Source organism: Actinophytocola sp., from assembly GCF_009379765.1.
Classification (GTDB): Bacteria; Actinomycetota; Actinomycetes; order Mycobacteriales; family Pseudonocardiaceae; genus Actinophytocola.
Genome location: NZ_WHTD01000065.1, coordinates 20169 through 41303, shown reverse-complemented (window position 1 = coordinate 41303; position 21135 = coordinate 20169). Strand labels below are relative to the sequence as shown.

The following is a 21135-nucleotide window of genomic DNA, read 5'->3' as shown; positions in this document are numbered from 1 at the left end:
TGGACAACACCCCCGGGCATCTGGTCGGCTACGGCGACATCGCCGCCCAACAAGCCCTCGACCTCGCCTACCAAACCGACGCGACCTGGCGGCGGATCCTCACCGAACCGGCCACCGGCCGCGTCCTGGACGTGGGGCGCCGCCGCTACACCCCACCCGCCGCCTTGCGCGACCACATCCACGCCACCATGCCCACCTGCACAGGACCCGGCTGCGTCCGCCCCGCCCAGCAGTGCGACCTGGAGCACCGCGAGCCGTTCCCGGTGGGGCCGACCGACGAACACAACGTGCACCCCGCGTGTCGCAGCCACCACCGGGGCAAGACCTTCGGCGGCTGGAAGATCATCAAACGCGGCGGGATCCTGGAATGGATCTCACCCTGCGGGTTCCGCTACCCCCACCACCCCGAACCCATCACTCACCCCGAACCAGCACCACCACCCTTCTGACCCGCGAGCGGCCCGCTGCGATGGTCGGTCGATCCGCTGCGCGGACCCGAAAGGCCACCACCGATGGTCACGCCATGCTGCGCAGACACAGGACCGGAATGGACCGTTCCCGATCTTGTAGACAGTCGGTCGTAGACTGCTGCTGATTGCAGCGGAGGGATCGCGTGGCGACACGCCGTCGTTTCACTCAGGAGTACAAGGACCAGGCCGTTTGCCTCGTTCTCGATTCGGGCCGGTCGATCGCCGAGGTGGCGAGGAGTATCGGCGTCCACGAGATGGCGTTGGGTCGGTGGGTGAAGAAAGCTAAAGGACGACGGTCGGAGTCCGGAAAGGGACCTGTCCGAGACTGAACGGGCAACGTGCGCGAGCTCGCGGACTCGCAGTTCCGGTTGGTGCCCGGCCATCTCGGCGCCGGCACCGTGGCGGTGCGGTCGGTGAACTTTCCCGACCGGTACGTCCGGGCGGGCGACGGGGTACTGCGCATCGAGCCGTTCGAGGACACCGACGACTACGGCCGCGCGACGAGCTTCGTGCGGGTGCCGGGTCTCGCGGACCGCTCGGCGGTGTCGCTGCGGTCGAGCACCGACACGCGGGCCTACCTCGCGCACGACACCGGTCGCCTGGTGCTCGCCCGGCCGGGCGGAGGTCGCGCCGAACGCGAGCGCGCGACGTTCCGTTTTCGCTGATGGTGGGACACTGAGCGGGAAGGAGAGTCCACAATGCGGTGGACGGGTGTGACCATGACCTGAGACGAGGTTCTGCGGTGAACAACCCGGCGGTGGGCAACAAGGTCTCGCGGGACCCCGCGATGACGGACGTGGCCCGTCTCGCCGGGGTGTCCCACCAGACCGTCTCGCGCGTACTGAACGGACACCCCAACGTCCGCGAGCAGACCCGGCTGCGCGTGCAGGCCGCCATCGCCGAGCTCGGCTACCGGCCGAACAAGGCGGCGCGGGCACTGGTGACCGGGCGCTCGCAGCTGATCGGGGTCGTGGCGCAGAACTCCACGCTGTTCGGGCCGGCGTCGCTGCTCGCGGCGTTCGAGCTGGCGGCGGCCGAGGCCGGCTTCGCGGTGAGCCTGCGCCGGGTGAAGGTGCTCGACCGGGCGTCCATCGCCGAGGCCGTCGAGCACCACCGCGACCTGCAGGTCGCCGGCATCGTGGCCATCGCGCCGACCGCCTCGGCCAGCGAGGCGCTGGCCGATGTGCCCGCGGGCGTCCCGCTGGTCACCGTCGACGGCGACCCCAGCCGGTCGACCCCGCTGGTCACCGTGGACCAGGCGGCCGGGGCCTTCGACGCCACCCGGCACCTGCTCGACGCCGGGCACGCCACGGTGTGGCACGTGTCCGGCCCGCCGGACTGGTTCGACAGCGCCGGCCGGGTCCGCGGCTGGCAGCATGCGCTGGAGGCGGCGGGCGCGGAGGTTCCGCCGCTGGTGGCGGCGGACTGGAGCGCGGCCGCCGGCTACCGGGCCGGCCAGATGCTTGCCCGGATGCCCGAGGTCACCGCGGTCTTCGCGGCCAACGACCACCTCGCGCTCGGCATCCTGCGGGCGATGAGCGAACGCGGCAAGCGGGTGCCGCACGACCTCAGCGTGGTCGGCTTCGACGACGTCCCGGAGGCGGCGTACTTCATCCCGCCGCTCACCACCGTGCGTCCCGACTTCGACGCGGTGGCGCGCGAGACCCTCGGCCTGCTGCTCGCCCAGGTCGGCGCGGGCGACACGGACCCGGTTCAGCGGACGATCGCGCCCACGCTGGTGTCCCGGGACAGCGTGGCCCCGCCGCCTGCCTGACTGTGCTACCGGCGCTTCGCGCCACCTGCCTTCGCTCTGCCTGCCCGTGCCGGTCCCGGCCCGCCCGACCCATCCCGCCTCAGCGTTTCCAGGTCGGTCCGAAATGTGCGCGTTCACTACCTTGTTGCCTTGGCATAGTCATCGAGTCTTGACGGCGTGAATGTTAGCGATAACACTGCCAGCATGGCGAACGACCGCGACGATGCGCTGGTGGTGGGCGTCGACTTCGGCACCCTGTCCGGGCGAGCGGTCGTGGTGCGGGTGCGCGACGGCGCCGAGCTGGGGACGGCGGTGCACGAGTACCGGCACGGTGTGGTGGACCGGACCCTGCCGGGCACCGGCGCGCCACTGCGGCCGGACTGGGCGCTGCAGGTGCCGCGGGACTACGTGGACGTGCTGTGCAACGCGGTGCCGACGGCGATCGCCGACGCGGGCGCCGACCCGGCGGCCGTGATCGGCATCGGCACCGACTTCACCGCGTGCACGATGGTTCCGGTCACCGCCGAGGGCACCCCGCTGTGCGAGCTCGACGAGTTCGCCGGCAACCCGCACGCGTTCGTGAAGCTGTGGAAGCACCACGCCGCCCAACCGCAGGCCGACCGGATCAACCGGCTCGCGGCCGCGCGCGGGGAGCGGTGGCTGCCCCGCTACGGCGGGCTGATCTCCTCGGAGTGGGAGTTCGCCAAGGGCCTGCAGGTGCTCGAGGAGGCGCCCGAGGTCTACGCGGCGATGGCGCACTGGGTCGAGGCGGCCGACTGGATCGTCTGGCTGCTCACCGGCCGGTACGTGCGCAACGCCTGCACGGCCGGCTACAAGGGCGTCTACCAGGACGGCGGCTACCCGTCCGAGGACTTCCTGCGCGAGCTGAACCCGGACTTCGCGGGCTTCGTCGCGGACAAGCTCGACCATCCGATCCGGCAGCTGGGCGACCGCGCGGGGGACCTGACCGCGCTCGCCGCCAAGTGGACCGGCCTGCCCGCCGGCATCGCGGTGGCGGTGGGCAACGTCGACGCGCACGTGACCGCCCCGGCCGCGCGCGCGGTCGAGCCGGGCCGGATGGTCGCGATCATGGGCACCTCCACCTGCCACGTGCTCAACGGCGCGGTGCTGCGCGAGGTGCCGGGCATGTGCGGGGTCGTGGACGGCGGGATCGTGCCCGGGCTGTGGGGCTACGAGGCCGGGCAGAGCGGCGTCGGGGACATCTTCGCCTGGTACGTGGACAACCAGGTGCCACCGGAGTACCACGAGCGGGCCGGCGCCCAGGGCGTCTCGGTGCACGAGCTGCTCACCGGGCTGGCCGCGCGGCAGCGGGTCGGCGAGCACGGGCTCGTCGCGCTCGACTGGCACAGCGGCAACCGCTCGGTGCTGGTGGACCACGAGCTCTCCGGGCTGGTGCTCGGCCAGACGCTCGCCACCCGGGCCGAGGACGTCTACCGCGCGCTGCTCGAGGCCACCGCGTTCGGCACCCGGATGATCATCGAGGCGTTCACCGGCTCGGGGGTGCCGGTCACCGAGCTCGTCGTCGCCGGCGGTCTGGTGCGCAACGCGCTTCTCCTGCAGATCTACGCCGACGTGACGAACCTGCCGCTGTCGACCATCGGCTCGGCGCAGGGACCGGCGCTGGGGTCGGCGATGCACGCGGCCGTGGCCGCCGGCGCCCACCCCGACATCCGCGCGGCCGCCGCCGCGATGGGCTCGGCCGACCAGGAGAGCTACCGGCCGAACCCGGCGAACGTGGCGGTCTACCAACAGCTCTACAGCGAGTACGCCGCGCTGCACGACCACTTCGGCCGGGGCGGCAACGAGGTCATGCGCCGGCTCAAGGCCATGCGCCGCATGGCGGTGGAACAGTGACGGCCGTCGCGGAGCTCCGCAAGACGGTGGCGTCGCTCCACCGCGAGCTCACCCGCTACGGGCTGGTGAGCTGGACCGCGGGCAACGTCTCGGCCAGGGTGCCCGGTGCCGGGCTGATGGTGATCAAGCCGTCCGGGGTGTCCTACGACGACCTCGGGCCGGACGCGATGGTGGTGACCGACCTGAACGGCGAGCTGGTCGAGGGTGAGCTCGCGCCGTCGTCGGACACCGCCGCGCACGCCTACGTCTACCGGCACCTGCCCGAGGTTGGCGGGGTGGCGCACACCCACTCCCCGTACGCCACCGCGTGGGCGGCGCGCGGTGAGCCGATCCCGTGCGTGCTCACGATGATCGCCGACGAGTTCGGAGGGGACATCCCGGTCGGCCCGTTCGCGCTCATCGGCGACGACTCGATCGGCCGCGGCATCGTCGAGACGTTGCGCGGCAGCCGGTCCCCGGCCGTGCTGATGCGCAACCACGGGCCGTTCACCGTCGGCGCGGACGCCCGCGCGGCGGTCAAGGCCGCGGTGCTGGTCGAGGACGTGGCTCGGACCGTCCACTTCGCACACCAGCTCGGCACCCCGGACGCCATCGACCCGCAGCACGTCGACCGGCTCTACGCCCGTTACCGGAACGTCTACGGGCAGTGAGCCCGCAATGAGCCCCGGAGGGGGAGGCTTCATGTCGTCTGCCGCAAAGCCGCAGGTCTGGTTCCTCACCGGCAGCCAGCACCTGTACGGCGCGGACACGCTCGAGCAGGTCGCGAGCCAGTCCCAGCAGATCCAGCGGATGCTCACCGAGTCCGGGAGGCTGTCCGTCGAGCTGGTGTGGCGGCCGGTGCTCACCGACTCGACGGCGATCCGCGATGTCCTGCTGGCGGCCAACGGCGACCCGTCGTGCGTCGGCGTGATCGCCTGGATGCACACGTTCTCGCCGGCGAAGATGTGGATCACCGGGCTCGACGTGCTGCGGAAACCCTTGCTGCACCTGCACACCCAGCTCAACGAGGCGCTGCCGTGGTCGTCCATCGACATGGACTTCATGAACCTCAACCAGGCCGCGCACGGCGACCGGGAGTTCGGCTACATCCAGACCCGGCTCGGGGTGGCGCGCAAGACCGTCGCGGGGCACGCCCTCGACCCGGAGGTGGTGCGGCGGATCGACGAGTGGGCCAGGGCCGCGACCGGCGCGCACCACCTGCGTGGCCTGCGCCTCGCGCGGTTCGGCGACAACATGCGCGACGTCGCGGTGACCGAGGGGGACAAGGTCGAGGCCGAGCTGCGGTTCGGCGTCTCGGTCAACACCTACGGCGTCAACGACCTCGTGGCCGAGGTCGACTCGGTGGCCGACGACGAGGTCGACCTGCTGGTCGCCGACTACGCCGACGTCTACCGGCTCGGCCAGGACCTGGCGCGTGGGGGAGCGCGGCACGAGTCGCTGCGCTACGCGGCCCGGATCGAGGCGGGGCTGCGCCGGTTCCTCACCGAGGGCGGCTTCGGCGCGTTCACCACGAACTTCCAGGACCTGGGCGGGCTGCGCCAGCTGCCGGGCCTGGCCGTGCAGCGGCTGATGGCCGACGGCTACGGGTTCGGCGGCGAAGGCGACTGGAAGACCTCGGCGCTGCTCGCGGCGGTCAAGGCGATGGGTACCGGCACGGGCCTCGGCACCTCGTTCATGGAGGACTACACCTACCACTTCGGACCGGGCATGCCGAAGATCCTCGGCGCGCACATGCTCGAGGTCTGCCCGTCGGTCGCCGCGGCCCGGCCGTCGTGCGAGATCCACCCGCTCGGCATCGGGGACCGCGAGGACCCGGTTCGGCTGGTGTTCGACGCGGCCCCCGGCCCGGCCGTCGTCGTCGGGCTCGCCGACATCGGCGACCGCTTTCGCCTGGTGGCCAACGACATCGAGGTCGTGCCGCCGGACGAGCCACTGCCGAACCTGCCCGTCGCGCGCGCCGTCTGGCAGCCCGCGCCGAACCTGCGGACGTCCGCGGAGTGCTGGCTCACCGCGGGCGGCCCGCACCACACGGTGCTCAGCCAGGCCGTGGGCTCGGCGGTACTGCGCGACTTCGCCCAGATGGTCGACACCGAGCTGGTGCTGATCGACGCGGCGACCACCACCGAGGCGTTCGCCGACCGGCTGCGCTGGAACCAGGCCTACCACCGACTCGCGCAAGGCTTGCGCTAGAAGGGAAGGGAGAAACAATGAGGTTTCCACGGCTCGCGGCGGTTGCCGCCGCCACCGCGCTGGTGCTCGCCGGATGCGGCTCGTCGGAGAAGACGGTGGACCAGCAGCCCCAGTCCTCCGACGGCGCGCTGGTCGGCGTCACGATGCCGACCCGCTCCTCGGAGCGCTGGATCCACGACGGCGACAACATCAAGAAAGCCTTGGAGGACAAGGGTTACAAGGTCGACCTGCAGTACGCGGAGAACGACATCCCCACCCAGGCCAACCAGCTCGAGAACCAGATCACCAAGGATGCCCGGCTGCTGATCATCGCCTCCATCGACGGCACCGCGATCACCACCCAGCTCCAGCGGGCCGCGGACGCCGACATCCCGGTGATCGCCTACGACCGGCTGATCCGCAACAGCCCCAACGTCGACTACTACGCCTCGTTCGACAACTTCAAGGTCGGCGTGCAGCAGGCGACCTCGCTGCTGACCGGGCTGAAGGTGCTCGGCGCCGACGGCAGCGCAGGTCCGGCCAAGGGGCCGCTCAACGTCGAGCTGTTCGCCGGTTCGCCGGACGACAACAACGCGACGTTCTTCTTCGACGGCGCGATGTCGGTGCTGCAGCCGCACATCGACAAGGGCACGCTCGTGGTGAAGAGCGGGCAGACCGACTTCCGCACGATCGCGATCCTGCGCTGGGACCCGGCCACCGCGCAGAAGCGCATGGAGGACCTGCTCACCGCCAGCTACGGCGGCGCCCGGGTGGACGGCGTGCTATCGCCGTACGACGGGCTGTCCATCGGCATCCTGTCCGCGCTCAAGAGCGGTGGCTACGGGACCGCGGACCAGCCCTACCCCGTGGTGACCGGGCAGGACGCCGAGGTCGCGTCGGTGAAGTCGATCATCGCCGGTGAGCAGTACTCCACGATCCACAAGGACACCCGCGAGCTGGCGAAGGTCGCGGTGGACATGGCCGACGCGGTGCTGCGGGGCGACAAGCCGGAGATCAACAACGACAAGGACTACGACAACGGCGAGAAGGTCGTGCCGTCGTTCCTGCTCGAGCCGGTGATCGTCGACAAGTCCAACTACCAGAAGGTGCTCGTCGACTCCGGGTACTACACCGCCGACCAGCTGAGGTAGCTCCATGCCAGACGACATCCTGCGGATGCGCGGCATCACCAAGTCGTTCCCCGGCGTCACCGCGCTGCGGGATGTGGAGCTGTCGGTGCGCCGCGGGGAGATCCACGCGATCTGCGGCGAGAACGGCGCGGGCAAGTCGACGCTGATGAAGATCCTCTCCGGGGTGCACCCGCACGGGTCGTACTCCGGGGAGATCGAGTTCGACGGCGAGGTCTGCGCGTTCGCCGGCATCCGCGACAGCGAGGCGCGCGGGATCGTGATCATCCACCAGGAGCTGGCGCTGGTCGGCCAGCTGTCGGTCGCGGAGAACCTGTTCCTGGGCAACGAGATCGCGACCCGAGGGATGATCGACTGGAACCGCACGAACCACGCGGCGCAGGCGTTGCTGCGCCGCGTGGGGCTGCGGGAGAACCCGACCGCGCCGGCCGGCGACCTCGGGGTGGGCAAGCAGCAGCTCGTCGAGATCGCCAAGGCACTGTCCAAAGAGGTCCGGCTGCTGATCCTCGACGAGCCGACGGCGGCGTTGAACGACGACGACTCCGAGCACCTGCTCGCCCTGCTGCGCGGCCTGCGTGACGACGGCATCACGTGCGTGGTGATCTCGCACAAGCTCAACGAGATCACCGCGATCGCCGACACCATCACGATCCTCCGCGACGGCCGCACGATCGAGACGCTCGACGTGGCCGCGGACGCGGTGACCGAGGAGCGGATCATCGCCGGGATGGTGGGCCGGGACCTCGAGCACCGGTTCCCGCCACGCCCGCCCGCGGCCGCGGGCGAGGAGGTGCTGCGGATCGAGGACTGGACCGTCCACAGCGCGACGCACCCGGGCCGGGTGGTCGTCGACAACGCCACGCTCTCGTTGCGGCGCGGGGAGATCGTGGGTCTGGCCGGGCTGATGGGCGCGGGTCGCACGGAGCTCGCGATGAGCGTGTTCGGCCGGTCCTACGGCGTCGACATCTCCGGCCGGGTGTGGAAGGACGGCCGGGAGATCGACGTGCGGACCGTTCGGTCGGCCATCCGCAACGGCATCGCCTACGTGAGCGAGGACCGCAAGCGCTACGGGCTCAACCTCGTGACCGACGTCAAGCGCAACGTCTCGGCCGCGGGGCTCGGCCTGCTCGCGCGCCGGGGTTGGGTCGACGAGCACGAGGAGTTCCGGGCGGCCGAGCGGTTCCGTGGGGCGTTGCGGATCAAGACGCCGGACGTGCTCGCGTCGACCCACACGCTCTCCGGCGGCAACCAGCAGAAGGTCGTGCTGGCCAAGTGGATGTTCACCGAGCCGGACGTGCTCATCCTCGACGAGCCGACCAGGGGCGTCGACGTCGGCGCCAAGTACGAGATCTACACGATCGTCAACTCGCTGGCCGACCAGGGCAAGGCGGTCCTGGTGATCTCCTCGGAGCTGCCCGAGCTGCTCGGCCTGTGCGACCGGATCTACGCGCTGTCGGAGGGTCGGGTGACCGGTGAGCTGACCCGTGCCGAAGCGACCCAGGAACGCCTGATGGAGTTCATGACCCAGGAGGCCCGTCGATGAGTGTCGACCTCGCGCGGCGAGAGGAACCCACACCCGCCCCACCCCGTGCCACACCCGTGTCGCCCTCCCACGTAGCCGTGTCGTCCGGTGGCGTGGCCGTGTCGTCGGGTGGCGATGAATGCAGATGATGACGCCACGTTGGTCCGACTCGGCTGACACGGCGACGTCACGGGTCGACACGGCGACGTCGGGGGTCGGCGTGGCTGCGTCACGGGTCGGCACGGTGTCTCGGGAGTCATGGATCACTGACACGAGGAAGGTGCACCAGTGAGCGAGCTTGCGAGTGAATCGGTGTCGCAGAGTGAGCTTGCGAGCGGGCCGCGCACGCAGGATGCCGCGCCGGCGCGGCGGCGGTTCCGGATCAACCTGCGGCAGAGCGGGATCTACGTCGCGTTCGCGCTGATCGTGGTCCTGTTCACGTTTCTCACCGACGGCGCGTTGCTGCAGCCGGGCAACATCTCGAACATCGTCGTGCAGAACTCCTACGTGCTCATCCTGGCGATCGGCATGATCCTGGTGATCATCAGCGGACACATCGACCTGTCCGTCGGGTCGGTCGTGGCGCTCACCGGCGCGATCTGCGCGGTGCTGACCGTCCACTGGGGACTGCCGTGGCCGCTCGCGGTGGTGGCCACACTCGTCGCGGGCGCGATCATCGGCGCGGCGCAGGGCTACTGGATCGCCTACTTCGGCATCCCCGCATTCATCGTGACGCTGGGCGGCATGCTCGTGTTCCGCGCGCTGACCCTGACGGTGCTCGGCAACCAGGGCATCGGGCCGTTCCCGGACGAGATCCGCACCCTGGCCAACGGGTTCACCGGCGGCTACCTCGGCAACGTCGGCCTCGGCCCGCTCGGCGGCGCGGACGTCGTGAGCCTGCTGGTCGGGATCCTCGCGGTCGTCGGCTTCGCGGTGGCCCAGTGGCGCACCCGCAGGGCGCGGCAGGGCTACGGCCAGACCGTCGACCCGATGCCGCTGTTCGCCGGCAAGATCGTCCTGGCGGCCGTCGTGGTGCTGTTCGTCGTGGTGCAGCTGGCCCGGTTCCGGAACCTGCCGTGGGTGCTGGTGCTGCTCGCCGTGCTCGTGCTCGGCTACACCCTGATGACCAGCCGCTCGGTGTTCGGTCGCCACATCTACGCGGTGGGCGGCAACCTGGCGGCGGCGACCCTGTCCGGGGTGCGGGTGAAGCCGGTGACGTTCTGGGTGTTCGTCAACATGGGCGCGCTCGCCGCGCTCGCCGGCGTGATCTTCGCGGGCCGGCTCAACCAGGCCGGCCCGACCGCCGGCACGTCGTTCGAGCTCGACGCGATCGCCGCGGCCTTCATCGGCGGCGCCGCGGTGCAGGGCGGCGTGGGCAAGGTGGTCGGCGCGATCACCGGTGGCCTCATCATGGGCGTGATCAACAACGGGATGTCCCTGATCGGCGCGCCGAGTGAGCGCGTGATGCTGGTGAAGGGCCTGGTGCTGCTGGCGGCCGTGGCCTACGACGTCTGGACCAAGCGCCGCGCCGGTGCCGCCCGGTAAGTCCGCTCCGTTCGGCACCGTCTGGCTTACGGCGGATTGTAGTCGAAAACTTTCTTAACGCCGTCAAGTTATTGCGGACCGGGCGCGTCATGTTGCATCCTGGTAACCATCCGTGAACCAGGAGCATTCGCGCCCCTGCGACGCGTGGCGTCGGTCCTGCCGGCATCCCCTGCTGCCACAACAGAACAGAGTCACCATGAAACGCACGCAGCCCAGCCGGCGGCTGATCGCCGGCGCGCTCACGGTCGGCCTCACCGTCCTCGGGATCTCGCTCACCCCCGCCTCCGCCGCGAGCGGCCCCGGCCCGTCCCCGAAGCAGGCCGCACCACTCGCCGAGGTGCCACTCGACAAGACCGTCTCGGCCAGTAGCGCGCTGCCCGGCTACCCCGCCACCAACAGCGTCGACGGCAACCAGGCCACGTACTGGGAGAGCGAGAACAACGCGTTCCCGCAGTGGATCCAGGCCGACCTCGGCTCGACCAAGGCGGTCGGCCGGATCGTGCTGAAGCTGCCGACCACCTGGGAGTCGCGCACGCAGACCCTCGCGGTCCGGGGCAGCACCGACGGCTCGACGTTCACCGACATCGCCGCCGCCACCGGCCGGGCCTTCACCCCGGCCGGCAACACCGTCACGATCCCGGTCACGGCGACCACTCGCTACGTCCGGCTGCACGTCACCGCCAACACCGGCTGGCCGGCCGCCCAGCTCTCGGAGTTCGAGCTGTACGGGCCGGACTCCGGCGACACCCAGCCCCCGACCGCGCCCGGCAACGTCACCCTCACCGAGCCGGGCGCCGGGGAGGTCCGGCTGAGCTGGACCGCGTCGACCGACAACGTCGGCGTCACCGGCTACGTCGTCTACCGCAACGACACGCCGGTGCAGACGCTGACCGCGACCACGTTCGCCGAGACGCAGCCCGCCTCGGCGAACCTGCAGTACTTCGTCCGCGCCCGGGACGCGGCCGGCAACGAGTCGCCCGACAGCAACCGGGTGACCCGGATCGGCCAGAACGCGGGCGACAACCTCGCCGCCGGCAAGCCGATCGAGGCGTCGTCGACGGTCCACACCTTCGTCGCCGCCAACGCCAACGACAACGACGCCGGCTCCTACTGGGAGTCCGCGGCCGGGTACCCGTCGACGCTGACGGTGAAGCTCGGCGCCAACGCCGACCTCACCTCGGTCGTGGTCAAGCTCAACCCCGACCCGATCTGGGGACCCCGGACCCAGAACTTCGAGGTCCTGGGCCGCGACCAGGCCGGCACCGGGTTCAGCCCGCTCGCGGCCCGCGCGGACCACGCGTTCGACCCGTCGACGAACCAGAACTCGGTGACGATCCCAGTCGGTGGCCGCGCGGCCGACGTGCGGCTGCAGTTCTTCGGCAACACCGGCGCGCCCGGCGGGCAGGTCGCCGAGTTCCAGGTCATCGGCACCCCGGCACCCAACCCGGACCTGACCGTCACCTCGACGACGTGGACCCCCGAGTCGCCGACCGAGACCACCGCGATCACCCTGTCCGCCACGGTCCGCAACGCCGGGACGGCGGCCGCCGGGGCGACCACGGTGAACTTCGGCCTGGCCGGCGCGGTCGTCGGCAGCGCACCGGTGGGCGCGTTGGCCGCCGGCGCCTCGGCCACCGTCACCTTCGACGCCGGGACCCGCCCGGCGGGCAGCTACCCGGTCACGTCCGTGGTCGACCCGGCCGACACCGTCATCGAGCAGAACGACGCCAACAACAGCTTCGCCGCGCCGTCGCCGCTGGTCGTCGCCCAGGCACCCGGCCCGGACCTCGAGGTCCTCGGCGTCGTGTCCAACCCGCCGAAACCGGCCGTCGGGGCCTCGGTGACGTTCAGCGTGCAGGTGCACAACCGCGGCACCAGCCAGGCCGGCGCCTCGGTCACCCGGCTGACAGTGGGCGCCACCACGCTCGACACCACCACCGCCGCGATCGCGGCGGGGGCGACGGCCACCGTGGCGGTGACCGGCAGCTGGACCGCCACCAGCGGTGGCGCCACGATCACCGCCACCGCCGACGCGACCGGCACCGTGGCCGAGACCAACGAGGCGAACAACGCGTTCTCGCGCTCGATCGTCGTTGGGCGCGGCGCGGCGGTGCCGTACGTCGAGTACGAGGCGGAGGCCGCGCAGTACCAGGGCCAGCTGCTGGTCACCGACCCGCTGCGGACCTTCGGGCACACCAACTTCGCGACCGAGTCCTCGGGGCGCCAGTCGGTGCGGCTGACCACCCAGGGCCAGTACGTCGAGTTCACCTCGACCAACGCCGCCAACTCGATCGTGGTGCGCAACTCCATCCCCGACGCCGCGGGCGGCGGCGGCCAGGACGCCACGATCAGCCTCTACGTCGACGGCGCGTTCGCCCAGAAGCTGACCCTGTCCTCGAAGCACAGCTGGCTGTACGGCAACACCGACGACCCCGAGGGCCTGACGAACACGCCGCAGGGCGACGCCCGGCGGCTCTTCGACGAGTCGCACGCATTACTGTCCAGGTCCTACCCGGCCGGCACGACGTTCCGGCTGCAGCGCGACAGCGGGGACGGCGCGCAGTTCTACGTCATCGACCTGGTCGACCTGGAGCAGGTCGCACCGCCGTCGCCGCAGCCGGCAGGCTGCACGTCGATCACGCAGTACGGCGCGGTGCCCGATGACGGCAACGACGACACGGCGGCGATCCAACGCGCCGTGACCGACGACCAGAACGGCGTCATCAGCTGCGTGTGGATCCCGGCGGGGCAGTGGCGCCAGGAGCAGAAGATCCTCACCGACGACCCGGACAACCAGGGTCAGTACAACCAGATCGGCATCAGCGACGTCACGATCCGCGGCGCCGGGATGTGGCACTCCCAGCTGTACACGCTGACCGAGCCGCAGGACGCGGGCGGCATCAACCACCCGCACGAGGGCAACTTCGGGTTCGACATCGACAAGGGCGTCCAGATCTCCGACATCGCGATCTTCGGGTCCGGCCGGATCCGCGGCGGCGACGGCGGCGACGAGGGCGGCGTCGGCCTGAACGGGCGGTTCGGCACCGGGACCAGGATCACCAACGTGTGGATCGAGCACGCCAACGTCGGGGTCTGGGTCGGCCGGGACTACGACAACATCCCCGCGCTGTGGGGTCCGGCCGACGGCCTGGAGTTCAGCGGCATGCGGATCCGCGACACCTACGCCGACGGCATCAACTTCACCAACGGCACGCGGAACTCGCGGGTGTTCAACTCCTCGTTCCGCACCACCGGCGACGACTCGCTGGCGGTCTGGGCCAACCGGTACGTGAAGGACCCGAACGTCGACATCGCGCACGACAACCAGTTCCAGAACAACACCATCCAGCTGCCGTGGCGCGCGAACGGCATCGCGATCTACGGCGGCTACGACAACACGATCGAGAACAACCTGGTCTACGACACGATGAACTACCCGGGCGTCATGCTGGCGACCGACCACGACCCGCTGCCGTTCTCGGGTCAGACCCTGATCGCCAACAACGCGCTCTACCGCTGCGGCGGCGTCTTCTGGGGCGAGCAGCAGAAGTTCGGCGCGATCACCCTGTTCGCGCAGGGCAGGGACATCACCGGTGTGACGATCCGGGACACGGACGTCTACGACTCGACCTACGACGGCATCCAGTTCAAGACGGGCAGCGGTAACGTGCCCGACGTCGCGGTCACCAACGTGCGGATCGACGACTCCAACAACGGCGCCGGCATCCTCGCCATGAGTGGCGCCCGAGGCAGCGCGACGCTCACGAACGTGACGATCACCAACTCGTCGACCGGCGACATCGTGATCGAACCCGGCTCGGGCTTCGTGATCACCGGCGGCCAGCCCCTCCGCCTGGCGGGCCGGCCACCGGAAGGGAGCGGCCCGAGGTGACGCCCCTGCCCTGAACGCGTCGCTCGGGACGCCGAGCGTCTCGAGCGACGCGTTCAGGGCATCGGCGTACCAGTTTGCGACGAATCGCGTGTTTTTACCGGCGGGAAGGGCACCGATGGCGGATCATCCACGCATGGTCAACACAGGGTCGGGGGCACGGTGGGATCCCGGGCGGCTCGCCGTCGGGGTCGTCGCCGCGGTGTTCTTCCTCGCGGGGGTGCTCGGGGTCGCGTCCGGTACCGGCTTCGGCGTTCCGCTGGCGGCGGCCAACGACGCCGTCCACCTCGTGCTCGGGGTCAGCGGGCTCGCCGTGGCCAGGAGCAGACACGGTGCGCGGACGTTCCTCATCGCCGGCGGGGTCGTCTACTTCCTGTGGCTCTACGGTGGCGCCGTCGTGCTCACCGACGGTGCCGCGCCCACCTCGCCGAGCACGGTCAACGACTGGCTGAACATGTGGCTCGCGGTGAGCATGATCGCGCTCGCCTGCCTCGTCGGGGACCGGCAGCGGTCGGACCGCGCCGAGGCCGCCCGCGCCGCCGAGCTCTCGGCGTCGTGGCGCCAGGTGCGCGTGTCCGCCGCCGGACCGAGCGCCCGGCCGCGCCGGCCCCGCCCAGCCGCCGGAAGCCGTCCGCCGGCACCCGGCCGGAGCGTGTGCTTCCACGGCCCGGTCTGGACCTGACTCAGGCCGAGGCGTTCTCCGGCGGGGGCAACACCGCACGGATGACGGCGGCCATGTCCTCGTGGCCGGCGTCGGCCGCGGCCGAGAGCTGGGCGTGGACCGCGTGCATGAGCCGGTCGTCGACGCCCGCGCCACGGATCGCGCTGAGGATCAGGGCCGCGTCCTTCGCCGCGCCGTCCAGGGCGAACGCGGGGGCGAAGTCGCCGGTGATCATGTTCCTACCCTTGAGCTGCGCGTAGGCGCTGTCGACCGGGCCACCGGCGATCACGTCGAGGAACCGCTGCGGGTCGAGGCCGAGGCGGCCGGCGAGGGCGATGCTCTGCGCCGTGGCGGTCGTGATCGACAGGACCCAGGCGTTCGCCGTGAGCTTGAGGCAGTGGCCGTCGCCGGGGCGCTCGCCGACCCAGATCGTGCGGGCGCCGACCGCGTCGAACACCGGCGTCACGCGGTCGCGCAGCCCGGCCGGGGCGGCGGCCAGCACCATGAGCTTTCCCTGCTCGGCCGGCTGCCGGGTGCCCAGCACCGGGGCGTCGACGAACCCGATGCCGCGCGCGGCGGCCAGTTCGGCCATGCGGTCGGTGGCCTCCAGCCCGACGGTGCTCGACTGCACCCACACCGCGTCCGGACCGCACGCCGGCAGCGCCGCGGCCATCACCTCGGTGACCGCGTCCGCGTCGAACAGCATCGTGAGCACGATGTCCGCGCCGGCCACCGCGGCGGCGGGGTCCTCCGCGACGGTGATGCCGTCCTCGGCGAGCGGGCGGGCCTTGTCCGCGCTGCGGTTCCACACGGTCACGTCGAACCCGGCGCGCGCGAGGTTGCGGGCCATCCCGGCACCCATGATCCCCGTGCCGAGCACGGTCACCTTCGTCGTCATGGTCGCCGTTCTACCCCACCGCGGCGAGCGCCGCACGGGTCACGCGGCGTGCCGGCGGGAGGGCAGGCGGCGTGGCGACCGGACGGTCCACGGCTCGTCGTGCGGGTGGGCCTTCGCCTCGGCCGCCGCGGCGAGGCTCGCCCGGCAGGCCCGCACGAGCCGGCGGTTGGCCGGGCCGGGCGGCATCTCGCCGCACTTGGCGCAGCTCAGCGAGACGTCGCCGGTCAGCTCGTCGACGGCCACCCACACCTCGCGCTCGCAGCGCCGGCACCACCGGTACCCGGTCACCACGATCACGTGCAGCGGTGAGGAGACGCAGTGGTGCAGCCAGCGCCGGTGCGTGTAGCAGGTGGTCCGCTCGAACGGGTCGAGCCCGGTGTCGTCCTCGGTGTCCTCCGCGTCGTCCTCGGCGGACAGCGCGATCGCGAGGCGGATGTCGGCGAGGTCGGCGTACCGGTCGTGCACCACAGGGCGACCGGCGTGCGCCGGTGCGGCGACGGCGGTCATGGTTCGCGTGCTGCACAGCGTGTTCACGGCCCGACTCCCTTTCGACGGAGGCGCCTTCTCGTGTCTCACACGCTATGGAGGCGTGGCCGCGCGGACATCGGGGAGAGCCCCTGTCCGGACGCGGGGCCGGTGGGGGTTTCTCCCGGGGTGGTTGTTGCCGAACCAGGACATGCGAGAAGGCGAGGCAGTTCGTCAACACCCCCGAGAAGTCGACTCACGTGACCGGCGAGGCGATCGACATCGGCCCGACCGACGCCGCGGACTGGTTCGGCCAGCACGGCTCGGACTACGGTCTGTTCCGGGCCTACACCAACGAGATGTGGCACTTCGAGCTCCTGACCACCCCCGGCGGCGACTGCCCGACGCCCCAGCCGGACGCCACCGGCTGAGGCGGTCGGCCCTGTGCGGTGGGGGGATGACGAGCTCCACTCGTCGACCCCACAGCGCGCCGACCGTCGACAGCGGCATCACGCCCGCGTTGTTGACCAGCACGTCGACCCGTCCGCGTTGAGGCGCAGGGCGTGCACGACGTTCGCCACGGGCGTGGGCCATTCGACGAACACCACGCGGACTCCCCGAGCTCGTTCGCCGCCGGCATGACCACCAGCTCAGGTCCACCCGCGGTCTTCGTTGAGCTGGGCGCGGCGCGCGGCGCTACGGTTGACGGTGAGCCTGCGCAGGAGCCGTCGTCCCGGGTGAGGAGTCGCCATGGACCTCAGACATCGCTCACGGTCTCTGGTGGAGGGTCCGGCGCGGGCCGGAGCGCGGGCGCAGCTCAAGGGCATGGGCTTTGACGCCGAGGCGCTGGCGCGGCCGTTCGTCGGTGTGGCGCACTGCTGGACCGAGACCATGCCGTGCAACTTCACCCACCGGTCGCTCGCTGACTCCACAAAGGACGGTGTGCGGGCCGCGGGCGGCACACCCATGGAGATCAACACCATCGCGATCTCCGACGGGATCACCATGGGCTCGCCCGGTATGCGCACGTCGCTCGTGTCCCGCGAGGTCATCGCCGACTCGATCGAGCTCGTCGCGCGCGGGCACTGCTTCGACGCGCTCGTCGGCATCGCGGGGTGCGACAAGACGATCCCGGCCGCGGTGATGGCGATGGCGCGGGTGGACGTGCCGAGCGTGCTGCTCTACAGCGGGTCGATCCGACCGGGCCGCTGGCACGGCCGGGACGTGACGGTGCAGGAGGTGTTCGAGGCGATCGGCGCGCACTCCGCGGGCCGGCTCACCGAGGCGGAGCTGCTCGAGCTGGAGGAGGCCGCGTCGCCCGGGTTCGGCGCGTGCGGCGGGCAGTTCACCGCGAACACGATGGCCATGGTGTTCGAGGTGATGGGCATCAGCCCGCTGGGCTCGGCGATGGTGCCGGCGCAGGACGAGCACAAGGGGAACGTCGCCGAGTCGGTCGGCCGGCTCGCGATGGCGGCCCTGGCGGCCGACATCCGGCCGCACGACGTGATCACCCGCGTGTCCGTCCGCAACGCGATGACCGCCGTGGCCGCGTCCGGCGGGTCCACGAACGCGGTGCTGCACCTTCTCGCCGTGGCCGCGGAGATGGGTGTCGACGTCACGATCGACGACATGGACGAGATCAGCGCGAAGACACCGCTGATCTGCGACCTCAAACCGGGCGGGCGGTTCGTCGCCACCGACCTCTTCGCGGCCGGCGGCGTGCCGCTGCTGGTACGGCGGCTGCTGGAGGGCGGGCTGCTCGACGCCGACGCGGTCACCGTCACCGGCCGGACCATCGGCGAGGCCGCGCACGACGCGCAGGAGACACCGGGCCAGGAGGTGGTCCTGCCGCTGGACCGGCCGCTCAAGCCGACCGGTGGGCTCGCGATCCTGCGCGGCAACCTCGCGCCGGACGGGTCGGTCGTGAAGCTCTCCGGCCACGAGCGGCTGTGGCACCGTGGCCCGGCGCGGGTGTTCGAGGGCGAGGAGGCGGCGATGGCCGCGGTGCTCGAGGGCCGGGTGCGCGCGGGCGACGTCGTGGTGATCCGCGGTGAAGGCCCCGCTGGTGGTCCGGGCATGCGGGAGATGCTGGCGGTGACCGGCGCGTTGCAGGGCGCCGGCCTCGGTCCGGAGGTCGCGCTGATCACCGACGGCCGGTTCAGTGGTGCCACCCGCGGCTTCATGGCCGGGCATGTCGCGCCGGAAGTCGTCCGCGGCGGCCCGATCGCGGCGGTGCGGGACGGCGACACGGTCACGATCGACGTGGCCGCGCGGCGCATCGACGTGGACCTGCCGACGGAGGAGATCGAGGTGCGGGCCGCGGCGTGGCGGCCGGTCCCGAACCCGCACCGCACCGGGGTCCTCGCGAAGTACGAGGCGCAGGTGGGCAGCGCGAGCACCGGGGCGACCACGAACCCCGCCCTGCCCGCTTGGCGGTCACCGACACGTGCCGACGGTCCGTCGGGCACGCGATGAGCTCCCGAGCAATGGAGGTCCCTGTGTTCGCCGTCATCGCCGCGGTCATCTTCGCGCTGGCCCTGATCCTCGACCTGGCCGACGCCACGATCGGCACGACGATCGACGGTGCGACGCTGCTCACCGCCGGGCTGCTGTGCATGGCACTGCACCTCGCCGGGACCGGCGTCAACGCCCGGGGCCGCGGCGTCAGCTGGCGGCGCAAGCGCTGACCGCCGCGCGGGCCTTTACCAGAAACTCGGCCGGGTATCCACGGCGCGATTCCGATTTCTGGGGAGGACCCCATCGTCCCGAGTTCGCGATGTGCTCGCTCAGCCCTTCGCGACGTGATTTCCGGGTACCCGCCGCGTCGCCTGGATCAGCTGGGTGAGCGTGTCGCGTTCGGCGAGCGTGGGCAGGGCGAGCACCCGGCGCCGGGCCTGCTCTCCCATGGCTGACACGGCGGCCAGCAGCTCGCCGACCGCGCCGTCGTCGATCGCCGTGCGCAGCATCTCGGTCAGCACGTCGTCGTCGGCCTCGGCGGCGTACTCGGCCAGGCGGCCGCGGAGCCGGTCGTCGGTGAGCCGCCCGACCATCGACAGCCCGGCCGAGCGCAGGTCGGCCGGGCCCGTCAACGCCGAGTGCACGACGCCGCGCAGCCGGTGCGGCGGCAGCATCGCGACCGCCCGGGTGAGCTGGGCGTCGGACTCGGCGTAGAAGCCGATCCGCAGCAGGACCTCGTCGGAGACGGCGGTGGCCACGTCGGCGACGATCCGCTCGGTGGCGGCGTCGAGCAGCCGGCCGAGCGTGATGAACTCGCCGCGGTCGACCAGCTCCGTCACGACGGCCAGCACGCGGTCCGGACGAATGCGGCGGACCAGCGGCGCGGCCCGGCGCGGGTCCAGGTGCACGCACCCCTCGGCGAGGTAGGCCACGGGCATCCGGTTGGCCAGCTCGGCGGCCCGGTCCGGCGCCATCTCGCCGGCGACCCGGGCGGCCAGCAGGGGCGAGAACGCGCGCAGCGCGATCCTGACGTTGAGCGGGGTGGGCAGCAACCTGGTGATCGCGGCGACCCGCTGGAACGCGGCGCGGTGCTCGTCGTACAGCGCGCCGACGATCCGCTCGCGGATCCGGCGGATGTCGTGGTGGTCGAGCGAGCTCGCGAACCCCACGCCGTCCGGCGTGGTGCCCAGCGCCCTGGCCAGCTTGACCAGCTCGGCCTTCGTGGCCAAGTCATGCCCCATCTCGATCAACGCCCCAGAATCTTGCCGACGCCGCCGCGCACCAGTGCCGGCATCTGGCGCAGCGCCTCGTCCGACGCCGACGCCAAGGCCCTCGCCTGGCTCTTCCTCGCGGCGACCAACGCGCTGTGCAACTCCTCCAGCTCCTGGTCGGAAAGGGCGTCCACGATCCGCGCGTCCTCACCCAACCAGCGCCTCAGCAAATCCGGCACGTCGCTGCGCATAACCTGACTTTGTCACGTCAGCGAAATTGTGCCAGACCCGGATCCCGAACAGGTGTGGGAAATCAGCGTTTCCGCTCGACTCCCGATGTTCCCGGTTCGCCGCGCGGAGTTGTCGATCCGGGACCGTCTCGTTCGCCGTAGGTGGTGAGGGCGTCACCAGGACGCCGTAGGAGTGAAGGAACGCCATGCGACATCTGACGGTGACCACGTTCGTGTCCCTGGACGGGGTCATGCAGGCGCCGGGCGGCGCCGACGAGGACCGCGACGGCGGGTTCGAGCACGGTGGCTGGGCGGTGCCCCACTTCGGCCAGCACCTCATCGGGCTGATGGCCACGCTGACCGGCAGGGCCGACGCGCTCCTGCTCGGCCGCAGGACCTACGACATCTTCGCCGCCACCTGGCCGCTCGCCGGAGCCGACGACCCGATCGGGGCGAAGCTCAACGGCATGCGCAAGTATGTCGCGTCGCGGACGCTGGACACGGTGTCGTGGCGGAACTCCACGCTGCTCACCGGCGACGTGGCCGAGGCGGTCGGCGAGCTGAAGCGGGGCGAGGGAGGCGAGATCCAGGTCCACGGCAGCGGCGGGCTGGTCCAGACGCTCGTCGAGCACGACCTCGTCGACGAGTTCCACCTGCTGGTCTTCCCGGTGCTCATCGGCTCCGGCAAGCGGCTCTTCGCGGCGGGCACCGTCCCGGTCGGCTTGTCGCTGGTCGACACGACGGCGTCGGCCACCGGCGTCGTCATCAGCAGGTACGCGCGGGACGGCAAGGTCGAATACGGTGCGATGGGCCCGGAGACCGGGAACTGGTGAGAACGGAGG

Annotated in this window: 20 protein-coding genes; 16 read left to right on the top strand and 4 right to left on the bottom strand. The window is 71.4% G+C overall.

The genetic code is table 11. From position 1 onward, the window contains the following. The 12 genes from GEV28_RS20610 to GEV28_RS20560 form a co-directional block, all read left to right on the top strand. Window positions 1–449: HNH endonuclease signature motif containing protein (locus GEV28_RS20610; protein WP_291413736.1), on the top strand; the 449-nt coding region annotated here is incomplete at its 5' end. A 164-nt stretch (window positions 450–613) separates the two neighbouring features. Further along, complete coding sequence (locus tag GEV28_RS42440; protein ID WP_367115140.1) at window positions 614–799, top strand: transposase; 186 nt, start codon at window positions 614–616, stop codon at window positions 797–799. 9 nt (window positions 800–808) lie between these two features. Beyond that, entirely contained in the window at window positions 809–1135 is a 327-nt protein-coding gene (locus tag GEV28_RS20605; protein ID WP_291413735.1) for an AbfB domain-containing protein, read from the top strand. A gap of 77 nt (window positions 1136–1212) precedes the next feature. Beyond that, entirely contained in the window at window positions 1213–2244 is a 1032-nt protein-coding gene (locus GEV28_RS20600; RefSeq protein ID WP_291413734.1) for a LacI family DNA-binding transcriptional regulator, read from the top strand. A gap of 183 nt (window positions 2245–2427) precedes the next feature. Then, the gene (gene araB / locus GEV28_RS20595) at window positions 2428–4098 is read left to right on the top strand and encodes a ribulokinase (protein ID WP_291413733.1); all 1671 of its coding nucleotides are present in this window, start codon (window positions 2428–2430) and stop codon (window positions 4096–4098) included. Then, window positions 4095–4748 carry an L-ribulose-5-phosphate 4-epimerase gene (locus GEV28_RS20590; RefSeq protein ID WP_291413732.1) on the top strand — a complete coding sequence of 218 codons (654 nt, stop codon included), beginning with the start codon at window positions 4095–4097 and terminating at the stop codon, window positions 4746–4748. The genes araB and GEV28_RS20590 overlap by 4 nt, the downstream gene beginning before the upstream one ends. 31 nt (window positions 4749–4779) lie before the next feature. Beyond that, window positions 4780–6288, top strand: a complete 1509-nt coding sequence (araA, locus tag GEV28_RS20585; protein ID WP_291413731.1) for an L-arabinose isomerase — start codon at window positions 4780–4782, stop codon at window positions 6286–6288. 17 nt (window positions 6289–6305) lie between these two features. Beyond that, window positions 6306–7418: a multiple monosaccharide ABC transporter substrate-binding protein gene (gene chvE, locus GEV28_RS20580; RefSeq protein WP_291413730.1), complete on the top strand. Its 1113-nt coding sequence runs from the start codon at window positions 6306–6308 to the stop codon at window positions 7416–7418. A 4-nt stretch (window positions 7419–7422) separates the two neighbouring features. Then, window positions 7423–8958, top strand: coding sequence for a multiple monosaccharide ABC transporter ATP-binding protein (gene mmsA / locus GEV28_RS20575; RefSeq protein ID WP_291413729.1), 1536 nt, complete (start codon window positions 7423–7425; stop codon window positions 8956–8958). 291 nt (window positions 8959–9249) lie between these two features. Then, entirely contained in the window at window positions 9250–10482 is a 1233-nt protein-coding gene (mmsB, locus tag GEV28_RS20570; protein WP_291413737.1) for a multiple monosaccharide ABC transporter permease, read from the top strand. Window positions 10483–10678: 196 nt separating this feature from the next. Beyond that, complete coding sequence (locus GEV28_RS20565) at window positions 10679–14374, top strand: CARDB domain-containing protein (protein ID WP_291413728.1); 3696 nt, start codon at window positions 10679–10681, stop codon at window positions 14372–14374. A gap of 133 nt (window positions 14375–14507) precedes the next feature. Continuing rightward, on the top strand, window positions 14508–15053 hold the full coding sequence (locus GEV28_RS20560; protein ID WP_291413727.1) for a DUF4383 domain-containing protein: 546 nt from the start codon (window positions 14508–14510) through the stop codon (window positions 15051–15053). 1 nt (window position 15054) lies between these two features. On the opposite strand, the gene GEV28_RS20555 is transcribed toward GEV28_RS20560, so the two are convergent. Together GEV28_RS20555 and GEV28_RS20550 are read right to left on the bottom strand one after the other, a co-directional pair. Next, entirely contained in the window at window positions 15055–15930 is an 876-nt protein-coding gene (locus GEV28_RS20555; RefSeq protein WP_291413726.1) for an NAD(P)-dependent oxidoreductase, read from the bottom strand. 39 nt (window positions 15931–15969) lie between these two features. Beyond that, window positions 15970–16437 (bottom strand): hypothetical protein, encoded by a 468-nt coding sequence (locus GEV28_RS20550; RefSeq protein ID WP_291413725.1) that lies wholly within the window; start codon window positions 16435–16437, stop codon window positions 15970–15972. Window positions 16438–16655: 218 nt separating this feature from the next. Here GEV28_RS20550 and GEV28_RS20545 point away from each other — a divergent pair, with 218 nt between their 5' ends. The 3 genes from GEV28_RS20545 (at window position 16656) to GEV28_RS20535 (ending at window position 19082) form a co-directional block, all read left to right on the top strand. Further along, window positions 16656–16826, top strand: coding sequence for a hypothetical protein (locus GEV28_RS20545; protein WP_291413724.1), 171 nt, complete (start codon window positions 16656–16658; stop codon window positions 16824–16826). Between the two features lie 319 nt (window positions 16827–17145). Continuing rightward, window positions 17146–18870, top strand: coding sequence for a dihydroxy-acid dehydratase (gene ilvD, locus GEV28_RS20540; protein WP_291413723.1), 1725 nt, complete (start codon window positions 17146–17148; stop codon window positions 18868–18870). A gap of 23 nt (window positions 18871–18893) precedes the next feature. Beyond that, a complete protein-coding gene (locus tag GEV28_RS20535; RefSeq protein WP_291413722.1) occupies window positions 18894–19082 on the top strand; it encodes a hypothetical protein in 189 nt (62 codons plus the stop codon). 99 nt (window positions 19083–19181) lie between these two features. On the opposite strand, the gene GEV28_RS20530 is transcribed toward GEV28_RS20535, so the two are convergent. Continuing rightward, on the bottom strand, window positions 19182–20081 hold the full coding sequence (locus GEV28_RS20530; protein ID WP_291413721.1) for a hypothetical protein: 900 nt from the start codon (window positions 20079–20081) through the stop codon (window positions 19182–19184). Window positions 20082–20098: 17 nt separating this feature from the next. Further along, on the bottom strand, window positions 20099–20314 hold the full coding sequence (locus GEV28_RS20525) for a hypothetical protein (protein WP_291413720.1): 216 nt from the start codon (window positions 20312–20314) through the stop codon (window positions 20099–20101). A 185-nt stretch (window positions 20315–20499) separates the two neighbouring features. Here GEV28_RS20525 and GEV28_RS20520 point away from each other — a divergent pair, with 185 nt between their 5' ends. After that, window positions 20500–21126 (top strand): dihydrofolate reductase family protein, encoded by a 627-nt coding sequence (locus GEV28_RS20520; protein ID WP_291413719.1) that lies wholly within the window; start codon window positions 20500–20502, stop codon window positions 21124–21126. The last annotated feature ends 9 nt before the right edge of the window (window positions 21127–21135 follow it).

Excerpts from the sequence above, each read along its gene's own strand:
- araB (WP_291413733.1), top strand. The coding sequence starts at position 2,428 with ATGGCGAACGACCGCGACGATGCGCTGGTGGTGGGCGTCGACTTCGGC.
- araA (WP_291413731.1), top strand. The coding sequence starts at position 4,780 with ATGTCGTCTGCCGCAAAGCCGCAGGTCTGGTTCCTCACCGGCAGCCAG.
- chvE (WP_291413730.1), top strand. The coding sequence starts at position 6,306 with ATGAGGTTTCCACGGCTCGCGGCGGTTGCCGCCGCCACCGCGCTGGTG.
- mmsA (WP_291413729.1), top strand. The coding sequence starts at position 7,423 with ATGCCAGACGACATCCTGCGGATGCGCGGCATCACCAAGTCGTTCCCC.
- GEV28_RS20565 (WP_291413728.1), top strand. The coding sequence starts at position 10,679 with ATGAAACGCACGCAGCCCAGCCGGCGGCTGATCGCCGGCGCGCTCACG.
- GEV28_RS20560 (WP_291413727.1), top strand. The coding sequence starts at position 14,508 with ATGGTCAACACAGGGTCGGGGGCACGGTGGGATCCCGGGCGGCTCGCC.
- GEV28_RS20555 (WP_291413726.1), bottom strand. The coding sequence starts at position 15,930 with ATGACGACGAAGGTGACCGTGCTCGGCACGGGGATCATGGGTGCCGGG.
- GEV28_RS20550 (WP_291413725.1), bottom strand. The coding sequence starts at position 16,437 with ATGACCGCCGTCGCCGCACCGGCGCACGCCGGTCGCCCTGTGGTGCAC.
- ilvD (WP_291413723.1), top strand. The coding sequence starts at position 17,146 with ATGGACCTCAGACATCGCTCACGGTCTCTGGTGGAGGGTCCGGCGCGG.
- GEV28_RS20525 (WP_291413720.1), bottom strand. The coding sequence starts at position 20,314 with ATGCGCAGCGACGTGCCGGATTTGCTGAGGCGCTGGTTGGGTGAGGAC.
- GEV28_RS20520 (WP_291413719.1), top strand. The coding sequence starts at position 20,500 with ATGCGACATCTGACGGTGACCACGTTCGTGTCCCTGGACGGGGTCATG.